The sequence below is a fragment of the Sulfitobacter marinus genome, from assembly GCF_900116285.1.
Lineage (GTDB): Bacteria > Pseudomonadota > Alphaproteobacteria > Rhodobacterales > Rhodobacteraceae > Sulfitobacter > Sulfitobacter marinus.
On sequence record NZ_FPAJ01000003.1, the window covers coordinates 227,701 to 247,924 of the forward strand.

Genomic DNA, 20,224 nt, shown 5'->3' on the forward strand with positions numbered 1-20,224 from the left:
GATGAGCGATAGTGACGGCAAAAAGACATTGGGCCTGCGTGGCGCGCCTGCGCGCCCGGGTAACGTAAAGCAAAGCTTTAGCCATGGGCGTACCAAAAACGTCGTGGTCGAGACCAAGCGCAAGCGCGTTGTGGTGCCAAAACCTGTGGGCGCCAAAACCGGCACGGGATCGAACGCGTCTCTTGGGGATCCCAAGAAACGCCCTGCAGGTATCACAGATTCCGAGATGGAACGCCGTCTAAAGGCTGTTCAAGCGGCCCGCGCCCGCGAGACGGAAGAAGCGGAAGCACGTGCATCTGAAGAAAAAGCGCGCGCCGAAGACCGCGAGCGCCGCCGTGCAGAAGCGGAAGCCAAAGAGGCCGAGGAACGCCAGCGCGAGGAAAACCTGAAGGCGAAAGCCGAAGAGGACGCGCGTCGCAAGCAAGAAGCCGAAGCAGCAGCCGTTGCAGCGGCAGCCCCTGCGCCCGCGGTACAGCCCGCGTCGGCCAAGATGCCGAACACCAAAGGTGGCGCACCGGCCCCCGTGGCCCGCAAGAAAGAAGGCGACCGCGAGGAAACCAACAAACGCAACAAAGGCAACGACGACCGTCGCTCTGGCAAGCTGACAGTTAACCAGGCGTTGACTGGTGGCGAAGGCGGCCGTCAGCGTTCCATGGCGCAGATGAAGCGTAAGCAGGAACGCCAGCGTCAAAAAGCGATGGGTGGCACGGTTGAGCGCGAAAAGGTCGTGCGCAACGTGAACCTGCCCCCGGCGATTGTTGTCTCCGAGCTGGCAAACCGTATGGCGGAACGTGTTGGTGCTGTTGTTAAGGCGCTGATGACCAACGGCATGATGGTAACACAAAACGAAACGATTGATGCCGATACTGCCGAACTGATCATCGAAGAATTCGGCCACAAAGTAGTCCGCGTTTCCGATGCTGACGTCGAAGACGTGATCAAGGAAGAGGTGGACGATCCGAAAGATCTGGTTACGCGTCCTCCGGTCATCACGATCATGGGTCACGTTGACCACGGTAAGACATCGTTGCTGGATGCGATCCGCAAAGCCAAGGTTCAGTCCGGCGAAGCGGGTGGCATCACGCAGCACATCGGTGCCTATCAGGTGAAAACCGACAATGATCAAGTGCTGACATTCCTTGATACACCTGGCCACGCCGCGTTTACCTCCATGCGGTCGCGCGGTGCACAAGTGACTGATATTGTTGTATTGGTTGTGGCGGCGGATGACGCTGTCATGCCTCAAACGATCGAGGCGATTAACCACGCAAAAGCGGCCAAAGTGCCGATGATCGTGGCGATCAACAAGATCGACAAATACGAAGCCAACCCTGACAAAGTGCGCACCGATCTGCTGCAGCACGAAGTCATCGTTGAAAAGATGTCCGGTGAAGTACAGGACGTCGAAGTCTCGGCCGCAACAGGTCAGGGCCTTGATGAACTGCTTGAGGCGATTTCGCTGCAGGCTGAACTGCTGGAACTGAAAGCCAACCCAAATCGCGCCGCCGTTGGTGCCGTGATCGAAGCGCAGCTTGACGTGGGTCGTGGTCCTGTGGCGACGGTTCTGGTTCAGAACGGTACGCTGCGCCAAGGCGACATTTTCGTTGTGGGTGAACAGTACGGTAAGGTGCGTGCGCTGATCAACGATCAGGGCGAACGCGTCAAAGAAGCCGGTCCCTCTGTCCCGGTTGAGGTTCTTGGCCTGAACGGTACACCAGGTGCGGGCGACGTTTTGAACGTGACCGATACCGAAGCACAGGCACGCGAAATCGCTGAATATCGCGAGAAAGCTGCCAAAGATAAACGTGCTGCTGCGGGTGCTGCGACAACGCTGGAACAGCTTATGGCGACTGCCAAGGCTGACGCTGACGTGTCCGAGCTGCCATTGCTGATCAAAGCCGACGTTCAAGGTTCTGCCGAGGCGATCCTTCAGGCGATGGAAAAAATCGGTAACGACGAAGTCCGCGTGCGGGTTCTGCATTCGGGTGTTGGTGCAATTACCGACACTGATGTGGGTCTGGCCGAAGCGTCAAACGCGCCAATCATTGGTTTCAACGTACGTGCCAACGCATCGGCCCGCGCGACTGCCAACCAAAAAGGCGTTGAGATTCGCTATTACTCGGTCATCTACGATATGGTTGACGACGTGAAAGCCGCGGCCAGTGGCTTGCTGAGCAACGAAATCCGCGAACACTTTATCGGCTACGCGTCGATCAAAGAGGTGTTCAAGGTGACCGGTGTTGGCAAGGTTGCAGGTTGTTTGGTGACTGAGGGCAAAGCAAGCCGCGCCGCTGGTGTACGTTTGCTGCGCGACGACGTAGTGATCCACGAGGGCACGTTGAAAACGCTCAAGCGCTTCAAAGACGAAGTTGCCGAAGTACCTTCCGGCCAGGAATGTGGTATGGCGTTTGAAAACTACGAAGATATCCGCGCAGGTGATGTCATCGAGATCTTCACCCGTGAAGAAGTTGTTCGTACGCTCGACTAATCCGCGTCGAGATCAGGAATTGAGAGAAGCCCGGCTGAATTGTCGGGCTTCTGTCGTTTCAAACCTTTGACTGTCTTCGTCAAAGCTAAGCCGTTGAATATCAAATGACGTGGGCGAGATGTCTATCAGGTTGAAATCATTCGGTTCGCCGCGCAGGCGGGTTGATAGGGTTGTGCCTGCATGCAGCTGCACCGCGCTGTGTGTGCCCGACGTCACTTTGAAATTCTCGGCGTGCCATGCATGCAGGTGCCCCGATAAAATCATGTCGGCACCGCCTGATAGCAGCTGATCTAACGCCTGCTTTGCCCCGCGTGTGGGTTTCTTTTTGGTCTGTACTGGATGTTCCAGAGGATGATGCATCACGATGATCCGCGCCTTGTGTTTGGGGGCGCGTTCCATGGCGGTGCATGCATGCCTTAGCCGTCGTGCTGACAGACGACCGGCTTGCCATGCGAACCGGTCAACGGAGTTTACCCCGATCACGACCATATCATCGGTTTCGAATTGCGGCGTCAGATCTGCGTTGATCCAGCGTTTATAGCGCCGAAAAGGTGCCAGAAACCGTGTGACCGGTCGGTGCAGTGGAATGTCGTGGTTGCCCGGCACGATTAAAACTGGCGCGGCAACCTTGTCGACAAACCGCTTCGCGTTCTCAAACTGGTGGTGCCGGGCCCGCTGCGTCAGATCACCCGATATCACCACAAGATCAGCGTTCAATCCATTCACGCTATCCTGTAGGGGGTTCAGAAGGTCGGGGCGGTCCCGGCCAAAATGCAGATCAGAAAGGTGGATTACCCTGCTCATCTTACTGTCGTTTCTGACCCAACCGGCACAATCAAAGTCAGCGCATCACGTTGCATGCGCAGTTTGAACGGCCCTTTCATGCGCGATAGTTCTCCGTCGCAGGCAACGGGCCGCTTGCGGCTCCGCAGGTCCAGATCAATTTCGTTACCACAGTGCATTTCATAATCCGTCTGGGGCTTTGCGATCCCCAGGGCGAGCGATGCCGCGTGTTTAAATAGTTTCCACCGGTTGGTATCGGGTGCGATCAATAGCACCATACCTCCGTTTTCGATACATTCCTCGCCATTCAACCCCATTTCCCTAAGTTGAAACGCGTTGGTGATGGCGAAAACAAGCGAAGTGCGGTGCTTGAACGATTTCCCGTCAACGGTAATCGTCAGCTTTAGCGGGGATCGAAACCGCGCCAATGCTTTGGCAACGGACCAGTAAGCAGCAATTCGGCTGCGCCCCCATTTCTCATAGACGCCTTCACGGGTCTGCAAGATCGCGGGATAGGCCCCGATGCTGGCATTGTTCAGGAATACCCGGTCGTTGATCATGGCGATGTCGGTGTTGCGCGTCAGACCGGCTGCGATAACATCTACTGCTTCATCAACCGTTTCGGTGATATTCAGCGACCGCGCGAAATAGTTGAAAGTGCCCGACGGGATGATCCCCATTTGGTTGGGCAGACCGCGCAATCCCGCCGCCACACCGCAGATGGTGCCATCGCCACCGGCTGCGATAATCGCCGTGTCAGGATCTGATTGTGCTGTAGTCTTAGCGACCTTCGCCAGATCGCTGTTTGGTTCAAATGCTACAAAACTTGCTTTGATACCGTGATGCTTGAACCGATCTTCAATCGATTTCTTGCGGTCTTGGCCGTCTTTGCGGCCGGACCCGCTATTTAGGATAATCGTTACGCTGTCGGGTTTCATTTTGAACCTGTTGATGTGCTTCGGTTTTAACGCGCGGCATCATCAAATAGTTCAAAACTTCATGCACTCAGATCAGTTCTTGGCGGTGATCGGCTTGCCTACATAAACCTCTTTATCAACCTTTACCGACACACGGCCATCAGGCATGTCGCGGACAAAAATACCCTGTACCGACACGGTCGTTCCGATTGTGATTGTACGTAGCATCCCAGTTCCCCCCAGAAGTGTTAACTATTTCACTTATAAGTGGCATGATTGACCTGTCTAGAAAAAATTAACGATTAAGGGCTAAAACTGACCAAAAACATCAACCTTTACAACGTCACAGCCAGTCTCGCAAAATAGGGATTAGGGGCACATCAGCGGCCGGCATCGGGTAGTCTTTCAGGGCATTTGCCCGCACCCATTTTAAGGTTTGCCCCTCCCGAGCTTGGGGCGTTCCCTCCCACTTGCGGCAGGCAAAGAGGGGCATCAGCAGATGGAAATCATCATAGCTGTGGCTCGCAAAGGTTAACGGGGCGAGGCAAGATGCCCATGTGTCAATTCCCAGCTCTTCTTGGAGTTCACGGATCAGGGCAACCTCGGGGGTTTCGCCTGTTTCAACCTTGCCGCCGGGGAATTCCCACAGGCCAGCCATAGATTTTCCGGCTGGGCGCTGCGCCAGAAGAACGCGCCCATCCACGTCAATGAGGGCGACAGCCGAAACCAATACCGTCTTCACGAACGGTAATCCGCGTTGATTTCGATGTAGCCGTGGGTCAGATCACAGGTCCAAACCGTTGCTTTGCCGTTGCCCAGGCCCAGATCGACGCCAATCACGATGTTCTGGCCTTTCATATGGGCCGCGGCGGCCTCTTCCGAATAGGTCGGGCTGCGCCAGCCGTCTTTGGCCACTTCGATATCACCGAAACGGATCGACAGGCGGTCACGGTCGGCGGCAGCACCGGATTTGCCAATGGCCATCACGACGCGGCCCCAGTTCGGGTCCTGACCCGCAATCGCGGTTTTGATCAGCGGGGAATTGGCAATCGCCATGGCGTGGGTTTTGGCGTCTTCGTCCGTGGCCGCACCGGTGATCGCGATTTCGACGAACTTGGTCGCACCTTCACCGTCTTGAACGACCTGATGCGCAAGGTTCAGCATCAGATCATGCAGGGCGTTCGAAAACTCTTCGCTGTCGCTGGCATCAACGCCGGACGCACCGGTCGCGGCTAGGATCAGGCTGTCAGAGGTCGACGTATCGCTGTCGACGGTGATGCAGTTGAATGTCGTATCGGTGTGTTTAGACAGCATTTCCTGAAGCGCGGGTTGGCTGACCACCGCGTCGGTAAATATATAGACCAGCATGGTGGCCATATCCGGCGCGATCATACCGGAACCCTTGGCAATCCCTGCGATAGAGACTGTTTTAGACCCTATCGTGACCTTTGCACTGGCCCCTTTTGGGAAGGTATCGGTGGTCATGATCGCCTTGGCGGCATCGGCGATACCGTCGTCGGCAAGCTTGGCCTTGAGATCGGATAACACGGCGGTCACGCGATCGTGGGGCAAAGGTTCACCGATCACGCCGGTGGAGGAGGTGAACACCCGAGACTGCGGGATGTCACATACGTCAGCGACCGCTTTGGTGATCGCCTCGACCGCGGTTACCCCACCCTTGCCTGTAAAGGCATTGGCGTTGCCCGAATTCACCAAAATGGCAGCACCGGCACCCGAGGTGCCGCCGATCTTGGCCTGACAGTCCAAGACCGGTGCCGCGCGTGTTGCGGATTTGGTAAAGGTGCCGGCAATGGTTGACCCCGGTGCCAGCTCGGCCAGCATCACATCGGTGCGCCCCTGATAGCGGACACCAGCGGCGATTGTCGCAAAGCGCACCCCGTCAATAACAGGAAGATCGGGGAATTGCGCAGGTGCGAGGGGGGAAACAGCAGTGACCTTGCCCATCTTGAGTTACTCCAGCAAGCCAAGGTTGGTCAGGATTGCGGGATCGATCCCTTCAGCGGCAGCGCGATCAACATCTGCGGCGGCTGTGATCTCTTCGATCGATTGTTGCACACGGATCTGACGGATCTGGGTTTCAAGCTCGGCTTTTACGGTTTCCAGCGCAGGCGCGTCTTTCAGGCGTTTGTCGGTCAATTTGATAACATGCCAGCCGAACTGGGTCTGAACCGGTTCGGAAACTGCGCCGACATCCAGCGCGACCACAGCCGTTTCGAATTCCGGGACCATCATGCCGGGGCCAAACCAACCCAAGCTGCCGCCATTCGGGCCTGACGGGCCGGTTGATTTCTCTTTTGCGACCTCGGCAAAATCGGCACCTGCTTCGACTTCGGCGATAATGGCTTGGGCCTCTTCCTCGGTTTCGACCAGAATATGCGCAGCGTTGAATTCATCCGTAGGTCCGGCAGAGCCATATGTCTCTTCATAGGCCTCGTTCAGGGCCTCTTCGGTGACTTCGGCGGCCATGTTCTTTTCGATCACCTCACCCGCTACCAGTTGGCGACGCTCGTTCTCGATCGACATGATCACACGACTAGGCAATTGCCCCTCAAAGCTTTGCGCCAGTGCAGTTTGTTGCACCAACTGGTCAAGAATACCCTTGAACAACACCTCGGGTGGAAGCTGCTGATACTGCTCGGGGAGGGTGGCGCGGGCAATGATCATGTGGCCAAGGGTGATATCCGTTCCATTGACCGTTGCGACGACTGTATCGGCTTTGACCTCGTCTTGTGCTGCGACGGGCAGGGCAAGCGATGCGGCAACAAAAAGGGGGGCCAAGAAAGTGAGGGTTTTCTGCATGTATCTGTCCTAGGTTTGGCCGCCACGGGGGGCTGCACATTGACACGGTTTGGTACGGCCCTTACATCGCCCTATGGGCGCGGCTTTGGCGCTGGTTCAGCCATGTATCTAGGGGTTGTCCGGCGGCTCGGCAAGCAGATCAGCGCTATAGATCATAACTTCGGCAGGAGATTACATGCTGGGCATCGGAACACTCGCCAAAAAAGTCTTTGGGACACCCAACGACCGCAAAATCAAGGCGACCCGCCCGCTGGTTGAGCAAATCAACGCGCTGGAAGATCAATTTCTTGCTTTGACCGACGAAGGTCTGAAAGAGAAAACAGAGGAACTGCGCAAGCGGGCGTTGGATGGCGAAAGCCTGGACGACCTGCTGCCCGAAGCCTTTGCCAACTGCCGCGAGGGCGCGCGTCGCACCTTGGGCTTGCGGGCGTTCGATACACAGTTGATGTCGGCGATTTTCCTGCATCAGGGCAATATCTCTGAGCAGAAGACCGGTGAAGGTAAAACACTGACCGCGACGTTGGCCGCTTATTTGAACGCGCTCACCGGCAAGGGTGTGCATATCGTTACGGTGAACGAATATCTGGTGCAGCGCGATGCTGACTGGATGGGCAAGGTGTTTGGATCGCTGGGTCTGACAACCGGCGCTGCCGTGTCGAACATGACCGAGGAAGACAAACGCGCCGCTTATAACTGCGATGTCACCTATGCCACCAATAACGAATTGGGTTTCGATTACCTGCGCGACAACATGAAATCTGAGCTTAGCCAGATTTTCCAGCGTCACCATAATTTTGCGATTGTGGATGAGGTCGACAGCATTCTGATCGACGAAGCGCGTACACCGTTGATTATTTCTGGCCCGTCGCAAGACCGCTCCGAGATGTATAAAATCGTCGATGACGTGATCCCGCTGCTGCAAGAAGACCATTACGAGCTGGACGAAAAGACCCGCAACGTGACCTTTACCGATGAAGGGAACGAATTCCTTGAGGCCGAGCTGCATAAACGCGGCCTGCTTGAGGAAGGTCTGACCATGTATGACCCCGAAAGCACGTCGATTGTGCACCACGTGAACCAAGGCTTGCGCGCGCATAAGCTGTTCCAGCGCGACAAAGATTACATCGTGCGTGATGGCGAAATCATGCTGATCGACGAATTTACTGGCCGCATGATGTCGGGGCGCCGTCTGTCTGACGGCTTGCATCAGGCGATTGAAGCCAAAGAAAACGTCGATATCAAGCCAGAGAACGTGACGCTGGCATCGGTGACCTTCCAGAATTACTTCCGTTTGTATGACAAGCTGGCTGGGATGACCGGTACTGCCGAAACCGAAGCCGAAGAATTTATGGAAATTTACGGTCTGGGTGTTGTTGTCGTTCCCACGAACGTCCCCGTCGCCCGTATTGACGAGGACGACCAAGTTTACCGTTCCGCGCTTGAGAAATATCAGGCGATGATTGAAGAGGTGAAGGTTGCTCATGCCAAGGGGCAGCCGTGCTTGGTCGGGACGACGTCTATCGAGAAATCCGAGATGCTAAGCCAGATGCTGACGGAAGCGGGCATTCCGCATAATGTTCTGAACGCACGCCAGCATGAGCAAGAGGCGCAGATTGTTGCAGACGCGGGCAAGTTTGGCGCTGTGACGATTGCGACGAACATGGCCGGTCGCGGGACCGACATTCAATTGGGCGGCAACGTTGAATTGAAAGTGCTGGAAGCGCTTGATGCGGACCCCGACGCCGATCCGGTCGCCGTTCGTACCAAGATCGAAGCAGAGCACGCGGATGAAAAGCAAAAAGTGATCGAGGCTGGTGGTCTGTATGTTCTGGCGTCGGAACGCCACGAAAGCCGCCGCATTGATAATCAGTTGCGCGGCCGGTCTGGCCGTCAGGGTGACCCCGGGCGTTCGTCTTTCTATCTGTCGCTAGAAGACGATTTGATGCGTATTTTCGGGTCGGAACGGCTTGAGAAAGTGTTGACAACCTTGGGCCTCAAAGAGGGCGAGGCGATTATTCACCCGTGGGTCAATAAGTCGCTTGAGCGCGCCCAAGCAAAGGTTGAAGGCCGTAACTTTGACATCCGTAAACAGCTGCTGAAGTTCGATGACGTGATGAACGAGCAGCGTAAAGTTGTGTTTGGTCAGCGCCGTGACATTATGGAAGCTGCGGACCTGTCAGAGATCACTTCGGACATGCGTGAGCAGGTTATTGATGATCTTATTGATCAGTACATGCCCCCGAAAACCTATGCAGATCAGTGGGATACAGAAGGTTTCCAGCGTGCTGTTCTGGAGCAGTTGAACATTGATCTGCCTGTTGCTGCATGGTGCGAGGAAGAAGGCGTGGATAACGAAGTGATCCGCGAACGTCTGACCGATGCCTGCGACGAGCAGATGGCGCAAAAAGCCGAACAGTTCGGTGCCGAGAACATGCGCAACATCGAAAAGCAGGTTCTTTTGCAGGCGATTGATGCGAAATGGCGCGACCACTTGCTGACGCTAGAGCATCTTCGGTCTGTTGTTGGTTTTCGTGGATATGCGCAGCGCGATCCTTTGAACGAATACAAAAACGAATCGTTTCAGTTGTTTGAATCGATGCTCGATAGTTTACGGACTGATGTTACCCAAAAGCTGGGTCAGATACGGCCAATGACCGAAGAAGAGCAGCGCGAAATGATTGCCCAGATGCAGGCAAGTCAGGCCCCCGCTGCGGCACCGGCAGTTGAAAATGAAGCTGCTATAGAGGGCTTTAAAGAGGATGATCCGACGACCTGGGGAAACCCATCGCGCAATGATCCGTGCCCATGTGGATCGGGTAAAAAGTTTAAACATTGCCATGGCCGTGTTGTCTAACATCTAGATCATGATCGAATGAAACGCGCGTCTTGCTTTGCAGGGCGCGCGTTTGGTTAAGGATAGCTAAATTTTCGTAAAGGAGGGTTACCGAGCCTCATTACGGAGAAAGATATGCCTATCACTGACAATTTTCACGATTATAGCGCCGGTCTGACGGGGCCAATTTGTGGTGGTTTTTCAATTACCCCTGACGACGCGGCAGATGTCGCGCAGGTGACACGTGCCGTTATGGTGGCGGGTGCTGGCGATCTGGCGGTTGTGCTGAAAGGCGGCGATACAGTGACGCTACCAAGCTTGATGGCAGGTGTGGTGTACCCATTTCGAATTGAGCGTGTTTTGAATACTGGCACAACGGCGTCAGGCGTTACGGGACTTGTCTAACCGGGTTACTGTCCGGTGGGGCGCAACAAAATCGGAAGGGTGGAAAGTAGAATGCGCACGTCACCGATGAAGGTCACGCTGCGTGCGTATTGGCGGTCAAGTTTTACCCGGCGGACATAGCAGGGCGCGCCGCGTGCCGTGACCTGCCACAGTCCCGTGATACCGGGCCTGATCGCCAAGTAATCCGCTATGCCCTCGCCGTATAATACGAGCTCTGCTTCGGTGACCGGGCGCGGTCCGACCAGTGACATGTCGCCCCGCAAGACATTCCAAATCTGGGGCAGCTCATCCAATCCTGACCGGCGCAAAAACCCACAAAAGGGCAGAATGCGAGGGTCGTTGGAAAGCTTGCGGGTGGCTGCCCACTCCGATTTTTTGTCGGGGTGGGATTCCAAAATATCCTGTAGCGCCTGATCCGCATTTTCGATCATTGTCTGCATTTTCCAACATCGAAACATGACGCCATTTTTGCCGATGCGAGGATGGGCGAAGAAACCCGATGGTGCCTGGGATTTTGCGATGACCCACAGCAGCAGGATCGTCAAAGAAACGACCGGCAACAAGGCCAGACATACCGCAATATCAAACAGACGCTTTCCACCCCGTGCGTAAATCCCCTGGTGCGGGACCCTGCGCAAGAGCCTGTTGTGCCGTGAGCTGTGATAGACGAACGCCATGAGTTGCCCGCGTTTCCCTTTCAAATCGATAGGTGATTGGCGGATCATGCGGAATGCCCGCTAAATTCGGGTTAAGTTGGGTCGGGTATCTGGATTAAATGACATCAAGTTGAACCATATCTAAACAGTTCGATGGTTAGCGCGTCATGCGCAGGCCAAAGACCACCTTTGGGGAGGGTTTCGAGATATCGCCCATTTCCAGTGTTCGAACTCCGATTGATGGTGCTCTAACGCTCTGCGCTTGACCGTATTCAGGGCTTTGATGTTTTCGCGCAACACCGAGCGGCGATATCCCAAGTTTGGACCACCCTTCGCCCAATTTCGGACACATATCCAACTTACCTCTGAGCAGGTCGTTGATCCTGGCGGAGTGCCCGAATGTATCTTTCAGTTGTTGTCCCCTGCATGAACGAGGAAGAGTCCATCCCGGGTTTGGTCGCGCGCTTGTCGCAGGCGATCACGCCTTGGAAAGACCGGGCCGAAATTATCCTGATAGATGATGGATCAACTGACGGGACATGGGCGGCCATTGAGGCCGCGAAACTGTCGTGCCCCCAGATCGTCGGGGTGAGGTTATCCGCAAACAGAGGTCACCAAATCGCCCTGACCGCCGGTCTGGAGGCGTCACAAGGCGCGCGCATTTTTATGTTGGATGCCGACCTGCAAGATCCGCCAGAGCTGCTGACCGATATGATGTTCATGATGGATCGCGGTTTTGACGTGGTTTATGGTCGCCGCAGCGAACGGCGCGGCGAGACGATGTTCAAGAAAGCCACCGCACATCTTTTCTACCGCTTTTTGAACGCAATGTCGGATGTGCCGATCCCTCAGGATACGGGCGATTTCAGGCTTGTGAACCGGCGGTCGCTGAATGCTGTTTTGGCAATGCCAGAAAAGGCGCGGTTCATTCGCGGGATGTTCGCATGGGCCGGTTTTAAGCAGGTCGGCATTGAATATATCCGGTCGCCTCGCGAGCTAGGTGAAACCAAATACCCGCTGCGTGCCATGATGCGTTTTGCAATCGATGCGATGACAGCGTTTTCCACCAAGCCGCTCAAGCTCGCGACACGCTTGTCGTTCATCAGCTTGTTGATGGCGGGGCTGATGGCGGTCTATGTGATCTATTCGCTGGTGGTGTATCAGACCGCGCCGGGCTGGGCTTCAGTGGTGCTGGCGGTCAGCTTCTTTTCAGGGGTGCAATTGCTGACCTTGGGGATACTGGGCGAATATATTGGCCGTCTCTATGTCGAGGCCAAAGATCGCCCAATGTACTTCGTGAGCGATGACACACGCGATGTCACGCAAGCACCCCAGCGTTTGCGGGCGTGATGCCGATTTCAGACTACAAACTGGTCAGGTTTTGCCTGATCGGAAGCAGCACGGCCTTGGCCTATGTGCTATTGTATATGGCGTTTCTGGCAATGGACGTTTCGCAGGTTTTGGCCAACGGGTTTGCTTTTGTGTTGGCGGTGATGCTGCAATACGTGGGTCAGGCCGCGTTCACCTTTGGCCGACCGTTAAACGATTTTGGTCAGATACTGCGGTTTGGTGTGATGGTTGTCTTGGGGTTCGTCAGTTCGGCCCTGATCACGTCATTTCTGCCCGACCTCATGGAGCTGACTGATTGGGCGGCAGCCGTCATTGCGGCGTTGTATTTGCCGGTACAGAACTTTGTTTTCATGGCCCTGTGGGTCTTTGCGTTGCCTCTTTCCAGAACGGAAATCACATCATGAGTCATGTCTACAGTGATACGTTTTTTGACTATATCAATCAAAGCGCGCGGGCCTCGGCCAAGCCATTGATCGCGCTTCTGTTTCCAAAACTTCAGCCGCAGAGCGTTATTGATCTGGGCAGCGGGCGAGGGGTCTGGATGGATGAATGGCAGCGCGCTGGCGCAGCTGAGGTTTTGGCTGTTGATGGCGATTATGTAAGCCGTGATCAGCTTGCCGTTGCACCCGAAAATTTTCTGGCTGCTGATTTGACGAAACCTGTGGAAATGGGGCGCCGTTTCGATCTGGCACAAAGCCTTGAGGTCGGGGAGCATTTGCCAATAGCGGCGTCAGAAACCCTCGTTGATAGTCTGACGACCGCATCGGATCGGGTTTTGTTTTCCGCGGCGGTTCCCGGCCAAGGTGGTGAGTTTCATATCAATGAACAGCCGTTGTCGTTTTGGCAGGATTTGTTTGCCGCGCGTGGCTATGTTGGATTTGATTGCGTGCGCCCCGAGCTGAAGAACAACAAAGATGTTGCGCCTTGGTATCGTTATAATACGATCTTGTACGTGAACACGGCGGGTCGCGAGGGGCTGCCTCAGGATATTCTAAACACTGAAATTGCTGTCGGTCAGCCGGTGCGGCAGGCGGGCCATATCGGGTGGCACCTGCGGCTGGCGTTGGTCAAACTGCTGCCCCGCCCTGCGGTGACGATTATCGCAAAAGCACAGGCATTGGTTTTGGCCATCCGCGCCCGCCGGGCAAAGACCGTGGGCACGACTTAGGTCTTCGCGCGGTGATGGCGAGCGCCCTAAACAGTAATAGCGTGCAGCTGTGGCCGACCTTTCTGGTCGCCTTCATTGCGGTGATGCTGATGTCGGCGATGAATTTGGCCGATCCGATGATCCGTCACGATGATTATCCTGCGCTTTTTGGCGATGCAGCGATGTTTTGGAACAAGACGCTCCATGAAGGGCGTTGGTTGAATTACATCTGGCATCTGCGTCCGGTGATTACCCCGTCTTGGGTAAACTTTGCCTTGTACCAAGGGCTGTGGGCATTGGTTGTTTCGTCCATCGCGGTGGCGACGAGCGGACCCAAGGGTACCAACGGGTTCACTGTGCTGATGGCGTTGATGCTGATGGTGTCGCCCTCTGCGATGCTGATCTCACCATGGTTCAATACGTTGACCCCCGGTCTTGCGGTGGTGGCCCTATACGGGCTGCTGGCGTGCAAGGTTTCAAACCGTATGCTGCGCACGCTTTTGCCGGGGTTCGCGATCGTTAGCTTTATGTCCTATACGACCTATCCCTTGCTTTTGCTTGCGACATGCATTGCGAGGACCGAGCACCGGACACTGCGTGATCTGGCAGGATTGCTGATGCTGTTTTGTGTCAGTTTTATCGCGGCGGTGCTGGTGGTTTATGCATTGAACTGGCAGGTGCATGGTGTGTTTGGCGTGCCGGTGGCCGATTGGCGTCAGGCGACGTCGGCAAGCGGTATGGCCGGGATCATCGACAACCTACCCAAGTTAAGAGAAACATTTCAGATTATCTTTCACCGTAATGCTTTTGGCTTTTGGCCTTTGATCCTGTTTTTTCCAGCACTTTCGATCACTTCATTCGCGATATTGCTGAAACGCCGCCCGATGGAGGCGCTCTATATCCTTGCGGGGCTGACTGTGGGAATTGCGCTGGTGATTGTGCAGGTTCTGAAAATCGGCGTCATCGTTCCGCCGCGTGCTTTTGTGTTCATGTGGGTTTTTGCCGTAATGGCGATTGTCCGGGCGGTGGAAACGCTGGGCTGGACAAGCAGCGTGCCCAGTCGTTTGGGCCGAAACGCCATTATGCTGATCATAGGCGTCTATTTCATTCAGGTGTTTCTATTTTACGGCCAGTTCCGTGCTTGGCAGGCCGAGACAAGGGCGATTGCCCAAGATATTGAACCGCGTGAGGGGCCGATATTCATCTATGGAAACCCCATGCGCATTGCCTCTGGGCAGGAGGCAAGCATTCAGTCGCGCGAAGCGTTTTCATTGCGATTGCGGCAGTTGACCGGCCGGGAGGCGATCAATTGCGATACGGATGCAGACGCATGCCCGGCGCGCCCAGACTTAGGGGTGGCAGATCAAGGCGAAATTCATTTGCGTTACACGGGATCGGACCAGTTTGTGATCTTTACCCCACCTGAGGGTGCCTCATCAGATCGGGATTGAGAGTTCCGACAGTAGCGGCGGGTTCGCGCCAGCGCGCGACACTGTTATGGCCGCCACTTCTACGCCCAAACCCAAAGCGGCCCGCGCATCCTCCGCTGATAGTTTCGCGATGCCTTGTTTGGTCAGGCATCCCATCTGCGATAGCTTGGCCAGCACCCCAGCGTTAAAGGTATCGCCAGCGCCCACGGTATCGACAACATCAACCTTACGGGCCTTAGCCTCGGCGGTTTGACCGCTGGCAAGATATGCTTTTGCCCCCTCGCTGCCTTTGGTGAGAAGCAGCAATTTCGGACCCTGAGCCAGGACTTCTGCAGCTTTTTCGTCCAGCGTGGCAGGGCCGTCGATGATCCAGTTCAGATCATCATCGGATACTTTGAGGATGTCGCTTACGGCGATCATTTTGGCCAGACGCGCGCGATATGCGGCGGGGTTGGTGATGAACTGGGGCCGGATGTTAGGATCAATCATGATGACACGTTTGTCTGCTTGATCAACGGCCAGTGCGGCATAGAAATCAGCTGCGGGCATGCCAATCAGGCTGATGCCACCAAAATAAAGCGCGCGGGCAGTGTCGGGGATGGTCGGAAGGTTCGCCGCGTCAAGGCAACGGCCCGCCGTATTTTCATCGTAAAACGTATAGGTGGCATTCCCGCCGGACAGCTGGACAAAGGCCAATGTGGTGGGACGATCCGAGAAAATCATATGCGAGGTGTCAACGTGGCTGGCATGCAGGGCGTCTTGCAACCGGGTTCCGAACATATCGGTCGACAGGCCAGAGACAAATCCGACCTTTTGTTCAAGCCGTCCCAAGGCGCAAGCGGTGTTAAATACTGCACCACCAACATGGGGCATGAACGCGTCATCCCCTTCGATCATGTCGATCAATGCTTCTCCGCAACACAGTATCATAGGGCCTCCGACGGTCTGGCTTTGCTGTTTGATAAGGGTGTGAGCGCTAACGGTCCAGAGAAAAGTTGGGCTGATTACGTGGCTCTCTCGTGTAGTTATATGGGACAAAATAACGGTTTAGAGTCGAATTACGACGAAGGGATAGGGGGTAGAAAGGGTCAAGTGGCCTGCCATTATTATTAATACACGCGTGCAGGCGGATGACGATTAGGCCAAATTTCGTCTCTAAACCCAAATTTAGAGCCTCATTATTGCGGCCAATTCGTATCACGGGGTAAAGATGCGGTCTTTGTGATCGGCCAGATAAATACGAAGCCACGGTGTAAACTTCTGAGGTTCTTCGTGGGCTTGGCGGGCCAGCTCTTCAAGGTCGACCCAGGCGGTATCCATTACCTCGTCCGGGTTTGGTGTGATGCTGGTCAGGGCGATCGCGTCGGCGGTGTAGATATCAACCAGTTCATGTTCGATCATCTTATTGCCAACATCCGCGCGGTATTCGATCTGGTCGCGGTGCATCAGGCGCAGCCCGGTGATCCCCAGCTCTTCGTCCAGCCGCCGATTGGCGCAGGCCAATGCGGGTTCATCCCAAAACGGATGCGTGCAACAGGCGTTCGCCCACAGACCGGGTGTGTGATATTTTGACAGCGCGCGGCGTTGAATCAACGTCTCATTACCGCGCATTACAAAAACCGAGATGGCCTTGTGGCGCAGCCCCCGTTGATGCACCTCAAGCTTTTCCACAGGTGTTAGTGTCCCGTTAACCCATGCCGGAATCATAGTGCGCATCGTGATATCCGTGTAATTGTGCTGTTTCGCTGTACCAGCTTGCTGATCCTAGAATGCTGCCGATCAGGGGTCTATATAGGCGCGCGTCTCGGGTATTTGTAGATTTAATACCGGGCGCGCATGAATTTGAAGCCGTCGTTCGCAATTGCCGCTTTTGACAGCCGCTAGGACACGCCGCCTTGGGCAAGGGTTTCTTTGATCTTTGCGTCTGAATAGCCCAGCTCAGATAATATCTGCCGCGTGTGGGTTTGTCCGTCGGGCATTTCGGGGGGCCTTGTTGGAATTGTGGAATAGCGCGGTGCGGGGGTGGGTTGGCGCATATTGCCAGCCGTCGTGAATGCCCCGCGGCTTTGGTTGTGGGGGTGGTTTGGTGCTTCGGTCAGCGACAACACCGGCGCATAGCATGCGTCCGTGCCTGCCATGATCGCATCCCATTCATCGCGGGTTTTCTTTGCGATTACTTTGGTCAGTTTATCGCGCATATCGTCCCATTTAGTCGGGTCGGTTTGGGCGGCCATTTCAGGATCATCAGTAAGGCCAGTCAATTCCAACATGCGTGCGTAAAACTGCGGTTCAATCGACCCTAACGAGATGAATTTACCGTCGCGCGTTTCATAGACGTCATAGAAATGCGCGCCGGTGTCCAGCATGTTGACGCCGCGTTCATCCTTCCACCAGCCTTGGCCGTGAAAGCTGTAGATCATCGACATCAGCAGCGCGGAACCATCGGTCATCGCGGCATCGATCACTGTGCCGTCGCCGCCACGCTGGACGTGCAAAAGGGCAGACACCATGCCAAAGGCCAGCATCATGGCACCGCCGCCGAAATCACCCATCATGTTAATCGGGGGCGTTGGTTTTTCGCCTTTGCGACCAAAGGCATGCAACGCACCCGACAGCGCGATGTAGTTTATATCGTGACCGGCCATCTGGGCAAAGGGGCCGGTTTGACCCCAGCCTGTCATGCGGCCGTAGACCAGTTTGGGGTTCAGTTTCAGCAATTCATCGGGGCCAAGGCCCAAACGCTCCATCACGCCGGGGCGGAACCCTTCGACCAGGCCGTCCGCAGTGGCGATGAGATCGCGCAGAACCGCCTTGCCACCGGTTGATTTCATATCAACGGCGATGCGCTTGCGCGAACGCAGCAAGATATCCTTGCTAGAGTCGGTTTCCGGGCCGCCTTGGGTGCCGCCGGGCCGTTCAATCCGGATCACTTCGGCCCCGTGGTCGGCAAGCATCATGCAGGCAAAAGGACCCGGGCCCAAGCCTGCAAACTCGATAATCCGCAAACCGCTCAAGGGACCGGGCATGGGGTGCTCCTATTCGAAATTGGCTTTGCGTTTTTGCAAGAATGCAGCGACGCCTTCGGCAAAATGCGGGTGTTTCCCGGCTGAGGCTTGGGCGTCTCGTTCCTCTGCCAACTGTTCTTGGAAGGTGCCATCGCCTGCTTGCCAGAGCAGTTTCCGCATCAGCCCGAGCGCATGGGTCGGCCCGTTTGCAAGGCGCGACGCGTATGTATTGGCAGTGGGCATGACATCGTCATCGCCGACAACCTTGGTGACCATGCCCCAGTCAAACGCCTGTTGCGCAGCGAGCTTTTCACCAAGCAGGGCAAGTTCGGCGGCGCGCACCCGCCCGACATTGCGCACCAGCATCCATGTGGCACCTCCATCGGGAACCAGACCGATATGGCAAAATGCTTCGAGGAAGTAACTGTTTTCACCCGCGATGATGATGTCACCGGCCATAGCGATGGACGCGCCGATGCCTGCAGCAGGCCCATTGATAGCGGTTATCAGAGGCACGTCCAGATTGCGGATGACCATCATCAGCGGGTTATATGCCTCGTCCAGCGCTGATCCGGCGTTGATCTGGCCGGGTTTCGCAGTTGGACGCGCTTGCAGGTTTGCGCCGGAACAAAACGCACGGGAAGATCCTGTCAGGATAATCGCGCGGCTGTTTTGTGCTGCGCTTTCCAGTGCGGCAGTCAGCGATACCGCAAGCTCTGGGGTCAGCGCGTTAAGGGTGGTGGGGTCGTTCAGTGCAATCGTTGTCACGCCGTCCGAGGTTTCGATATTTAGACCGTCTGTCATGGGTTCCTCCTGATTGAGGGCAGCAAAGCATTGATCGATAGGATAGGCAAACGGGTGCTGAGCGTTCGGTGGGTCTACGGCACGTTAACCGGTTTGGCGCAGCTTGGCCGCGATCTGATGCCCAACCCACGGAGCCCGCACATGTCTGATACCTCGCCGATCCTTTCGATGCCCTATATTCAGCCTGCCCAAGCGCAAAAGCATGTGACTCATAACGATGCGCTGAGCCTTTTGGATTCGATTGTGCAGTTGGTGGTCTTATCTGCGGATCAGTCTGCGCCACCCAGTACTGCCGTCGACGGAGATAGGTATGTGGTGGCTGCAAACGGTCAGGGCGACTGGGCGGGGCAAAGCGGCAATATCGCTGTTTTCCTCGACGCGAGCTGGCGTTTTATCGCCCCTCTGGCCGGGTGGAGCGCGTATGCCCGTGATATCAACACGAATGTTGTCTTTGACGGGGCAGTATGGGCCGGGCAACAGCCCGAGTTGAACAATCTACCGGGGCTGGGGATCGGAACCAGCTTTGACGGCTATAACAAACTGGCGGTATCATCGGATGCTGTGCTGTTGAACCATGCGGGCGGCGGGCATCAGCTGAAGGTTAACAAATCCGGTCAAGGGGATACGGCGAGTTTGCTATTCCAGACCGGCTATGGCGGGCGTGCCGAAATGGGCACCGCCGGAAGCGATGATTTCACTCTTAAGGTGAGTGCGGACGGGTCAAGCTGGGTCGAGGCCTTGCGCGTGGATGCGGCGAGCGGTCGCATTCAAACTGCCGTGGCGGGATGGCGCGAAATATTGACCGCACCGCGCAGCTATTATGTTGATCAGAGCCTCGGCAATGATGGGAACGACGGGCTGAGCGCCGGCGCTGGCGCGTTTGCGTCGATTGCCAAGGGGGTCGAGGCGGCGATGAGCATCGACACAGGCGGCCATGACATCACCCTAAAGCTGGCGGATGGCACCTATAGTCTTGTGCAGCCAGTTGAGGTGGATTGCGCCCTCACTGGTGGTGGATGGTTGGTGATTGAGGGTAACACCGGGACGCCCGATCTGGTTGTGATTGATGCACCGGATCAAGCGTTCATCATCGCGAAGGGGGATGTTTCCCTGTACGGGCTACGGTTGCAAAACAGTAGCAGCGTGGATGCAACGGTGTCGGCAAGCGGGAATAGCCATTTGACTCTGGATAGTGTAAATTTCGGTGACGCTGGCGGGCATGTTGCGCTGCGTGGTGCGCGGCTGACTTTGGGTGGTGTATGCGGGATCGATGGTGATGCGGGCTATCACCTGCATCTATCTGACGGCGCACGGTTTGAAGGGAACGGGCAGACGGTAACGTTAACCGGAACGCCTGATTTCGTAGATGCTTTTTGCGTTTGTAGCCATACAAGCATCGCGCGATTTGCCGGGCAAAGCTTTGCGGGTAGTGCCACGGGAACACGCTATGATCTATCTGCAAATGCGGTGATCGATAGCGGGGCGGTGGTCCTGCCGGGTGACGTTGCGGGGACAACGCAGACCGGCGCTGTTTACGTGTAAACGTGCCCGTCCAAATGGATAGAATTGATTAAGAACGTCACGAA

Annotated in this window: 19 protein-coding genes; 8 read left to right on the forward strand and 11 right to left on the reverse strand. The window is 55.8% G+C overall.

The window, feature by feature from the left end:
* Window position 1 precedes the first annotated feature (1 nt).
* A complete protein-coding gene (infB, locus tag BM347_RS09985; RefSeq protein ID WP_093916322.1) occupies window positions 2–2,488 on the forward strand; it encodes a translation initiation factor IF-2 in 2,487 nt (828 codons plus the stop codon).
* A gap of 12 nt (window positions 2,489–2,500) precedes the next feature.
* Here infB and BM347_RS09990 read toward each other — a convergent pair whose 3' ends face one another.
* The 6 genes from BM347_RS09990 to BM347_RS10010 all read right to left on the reverse strand — a co-directional run bounded on the left by BM347_RS09990 (window position 2,501) and on the right by BM347_RS10010 (window position 7,008).
* Window positions 2,501–3,292, reverse strand: coding sequence for a metallophosphoesterase family protein (locus tag BM347_RS09990; RefSeq protein ID WP_093916323.1), 792 nt, complete (start codon window positions 3,290–3,292; stop codon window positions 2,501–2,503).
* Complete coding sequence (locus tag BM347_RS09995) at window positions 3,289–4,209, reverse strand: diacylglycerol/lipid kinase family protein (RefSeq protein ID WP_093916324.1); 921 nt, start codon at window positions 4,207–4,209, stop codon at window positions 3,289–3,291. The genes BM347_RS09990 and BM347_RS09995 overlap by 4 nt, the downstream gene beginning before the upstream one ends.
* A 72-nt stretch (window positions 4,210–4,281) precedes the next feature.
* Window positions 4,282–4,416, reverse strand: coding sequence for a hypothetical protein (locus BM347_RS17770; RefSeq protein ID WP_281247851.1), 135 nt, complete (start codon window positions 4,414–4,416; stop codon window positions 4,282–4,284).
* A 115-nt stretch (window positions 4,417–4,531) separates the two neighbouring features.
* Window positions 4,532–4,930, reverse strand: coding sequence for an 8-oxo-dGTP diphosphatase MutT (gene mutT, locus BM347_RS10000; RefSeq protein WP_093916325.1), 399 nt, complete (start codon window positions 4,928–4,930; stop codon window positions 4,532–4,534).
* Complete coding sequence (gene argJ, locus BM347_RS10005; RefSeq protein WP_093916326.1) at window positions 4,927–6,153, reverse strand: bifunctional glutamate N-acetyltransferase/amino-acid acetyltransferase ArgJ; 1,227 nt, start codon at window positions 6,151–6,153, stop codon at window positions 4,927–4,929. Before argJ ends, mutT begins: the two co-directional genes overlap by 4 nt.
* Window positions 6,154–6,159: 6 nt before the next feature.
* Window positions 6,160–7,008: a peptidylprolyl isomerase gene (locus BM347_RS10010; protein WP_093916327.1), complete on the reverse strand. Its 849-nt coding sequence runs from the start codon at window positions 7,006–7,008 to the stop codon at window positions 6,160–6,162.
* Between the two features lie 175 nt (window positions 7,009–7,183).
* On the opposite strand from BM347_RS10010, the gene secA reads away from it, so the two are divergent.
* Both secA and BM347_RS10020 read left to right on the forward strand, forming a co-directional pair.
* Window positions 7,184–9,862, forward strand: a complete 2,679-nt coding sequence (gene secA, locus BM347_RS10015) for a preprotein translocase subunit SecA (RefSeq protein WP_093916328.1) — start codon at window positions 7,184–7,186, stop codon at window positions 9,860–9,862.
* A 114-nt stretch (window positions 9,863–9,976) separates the two neighbouring features.
* Window positions 9,977–10,246, forward strand: a complete 270-nt coding sequence (locus tag BM347_RS10020) for a spike base protein, RCAP_Rcc01079 family (protein WP_093916329.1) — start codon at window positions 9,977–9,979, stop codon at window positions 10,244–10,246.
* A 5-nt stretch (window positions 10,247–10,251) separates the two neighbouring features.
* Here BM347_RS10020 and BM347_RS10025 read toward each other — a convergent pair whose 3' ends face one another.
* Complete coding sequence (locus BM347_RS10025) at window positions 10,252–10,971, reverse strand: sugar transferase (RefSeq protein WP_342742185.1); 720 nt, start codon at window positions 10,969–10,971, stop codon at window positions 10,252–10,254.
* A 330-nt stretch (window positions 10,972–11,301) separates the two neighbouring features.
* Here BM347_RS10025 and BM347_RS10030 point away from each other — a divergent pair, with 330 nt between their 5' ends.
* The 4 genes from BM347_RS10030 to BM347_RS10045 are packed head-to-tail and all read left to right on the forward strand — an operon-like array spanning window position 11,302 to window position 14,850.
* Window positions 11,302–12,252 carry a glycosyltransferase family 2 protein gene (locus BM347_RS10030; protein WP_093916330.1) on the forward strand — a complete coding sequence of 317 codons (951 nt, stop codon included), beginning with the start codon at window positions 11,302–11,304 and terminating at the stop codon, window positions 12,250–12,252.
* A complete protein-coding gene (locus BM347_RS10035; RefSeq protein WP_093916331.1) occupies window positions 12,252–12,656 on the forward strand; it encodes a GtrA family protein in 405 nt (134 codons plus the stop codon). Before BM347_RS10030 ends, BM347_RS10035 begins: the two co-directional genes overlap by 1 nt.
* On the forward strand, window positions 12,653–13,420 hold the full coding sequence (locus BM347_RS10040) for an SAM-dependent methyltransferase (protein ID WP_093916332.1): 768 nt from the start codon (window positions 12,653–12,655) through the stop codon (window positions 13,418–13,420). Before BM347_RS10035 ends, BM347_RS10040 begins: the two co-directional genes overlap by 4 nt.
* Window positions 13,421–13,434: 14 nt before the next feature.
* Window positions 13,435–14,850 carry a hypothetical protein gene (locus BM347_RS10045; protein WP_093916333.1) on the forward strand — a complete coding sequence of 472 codons (1,416 nt, stop codon included), beginning with the start codon at window positions 13,435–13,437 and terminating at the stop codon, window positions 14,848–14,850.
* On the opposite strand, the gene BM347_RS10050 is transcribed toward BM347_RS10045, so the two are convergent.
* From BM347_RS10050 to BM347_RS10065, 4 genes are all read right to left on the reverse strand, one after another.
* Complete coding sequence (locus tag BM347_RS10050; protein WP_093916334.1) at window positions 14,836–15,759, reverse strand: carbohydrate kinase family protein; 924 nt, start codon at window positions 15,757–15,759, stop codon at window positions 14,836–14,838. The genes BM347_RS10045 and BM347_RS10050 overlap by 15 nt on opposite strands.
* 267 nt (window positions 15,760–16,026) lie before the next feature.
* Window positions 16,027–16,545, reverse strand: coding sequence for an isopentenyl-diphosphate Delta-isomerase (gene idi / locus BM347_RS10055; RefSeq protein ID WP_093916335.1), 519 nt, complete (start codon window positions 16,543–16,545; stop codon window positions 16,027–16,029).
* A gap of 164 nt (window positions 16,546–16,709) precedes the next feature.
* Entirely contained in the window at window positions 16,710–17,855 is a 1,146-nt protein-coding gene (locus tag BM347_RS10060; RefSeq protein WP_093916336.1) for a CaiB/BaiF CoA transferase family protein, read from the reverse strand.
* 9 nt (window positions 17,856–17,864) lie between these two features.
* A complete protein-coding gene (locus BM347_RS10065) occupies window positions 17,865–18,638 on the reverse strand; it encodes an enoyl-CoA hydratase-related protein (RefSeq protein WP_093916337.1) in 774 nt (257 codons plus the stop codon).
* A 141-nt stretch (window positions 18,639–18,779) separates the two neighbouring features.
* Between BM347_RS10065 and BM347_RS10070 the strand changes: the two genes are divergently transcribed.
* Complete coding sequence (locus BM347_RS10070) at window positions 18,780–20,180, forward strand: DUF2793 domain-containing protein (protein WP_093916613.1); 1,401 nt, start codon at window positions 18,780–18,782, stop codon at window positions 20,178–20,180.
* The last annotated feature ends 44 nt before the right edge of the window (window positions 20,181–20,224 follow it).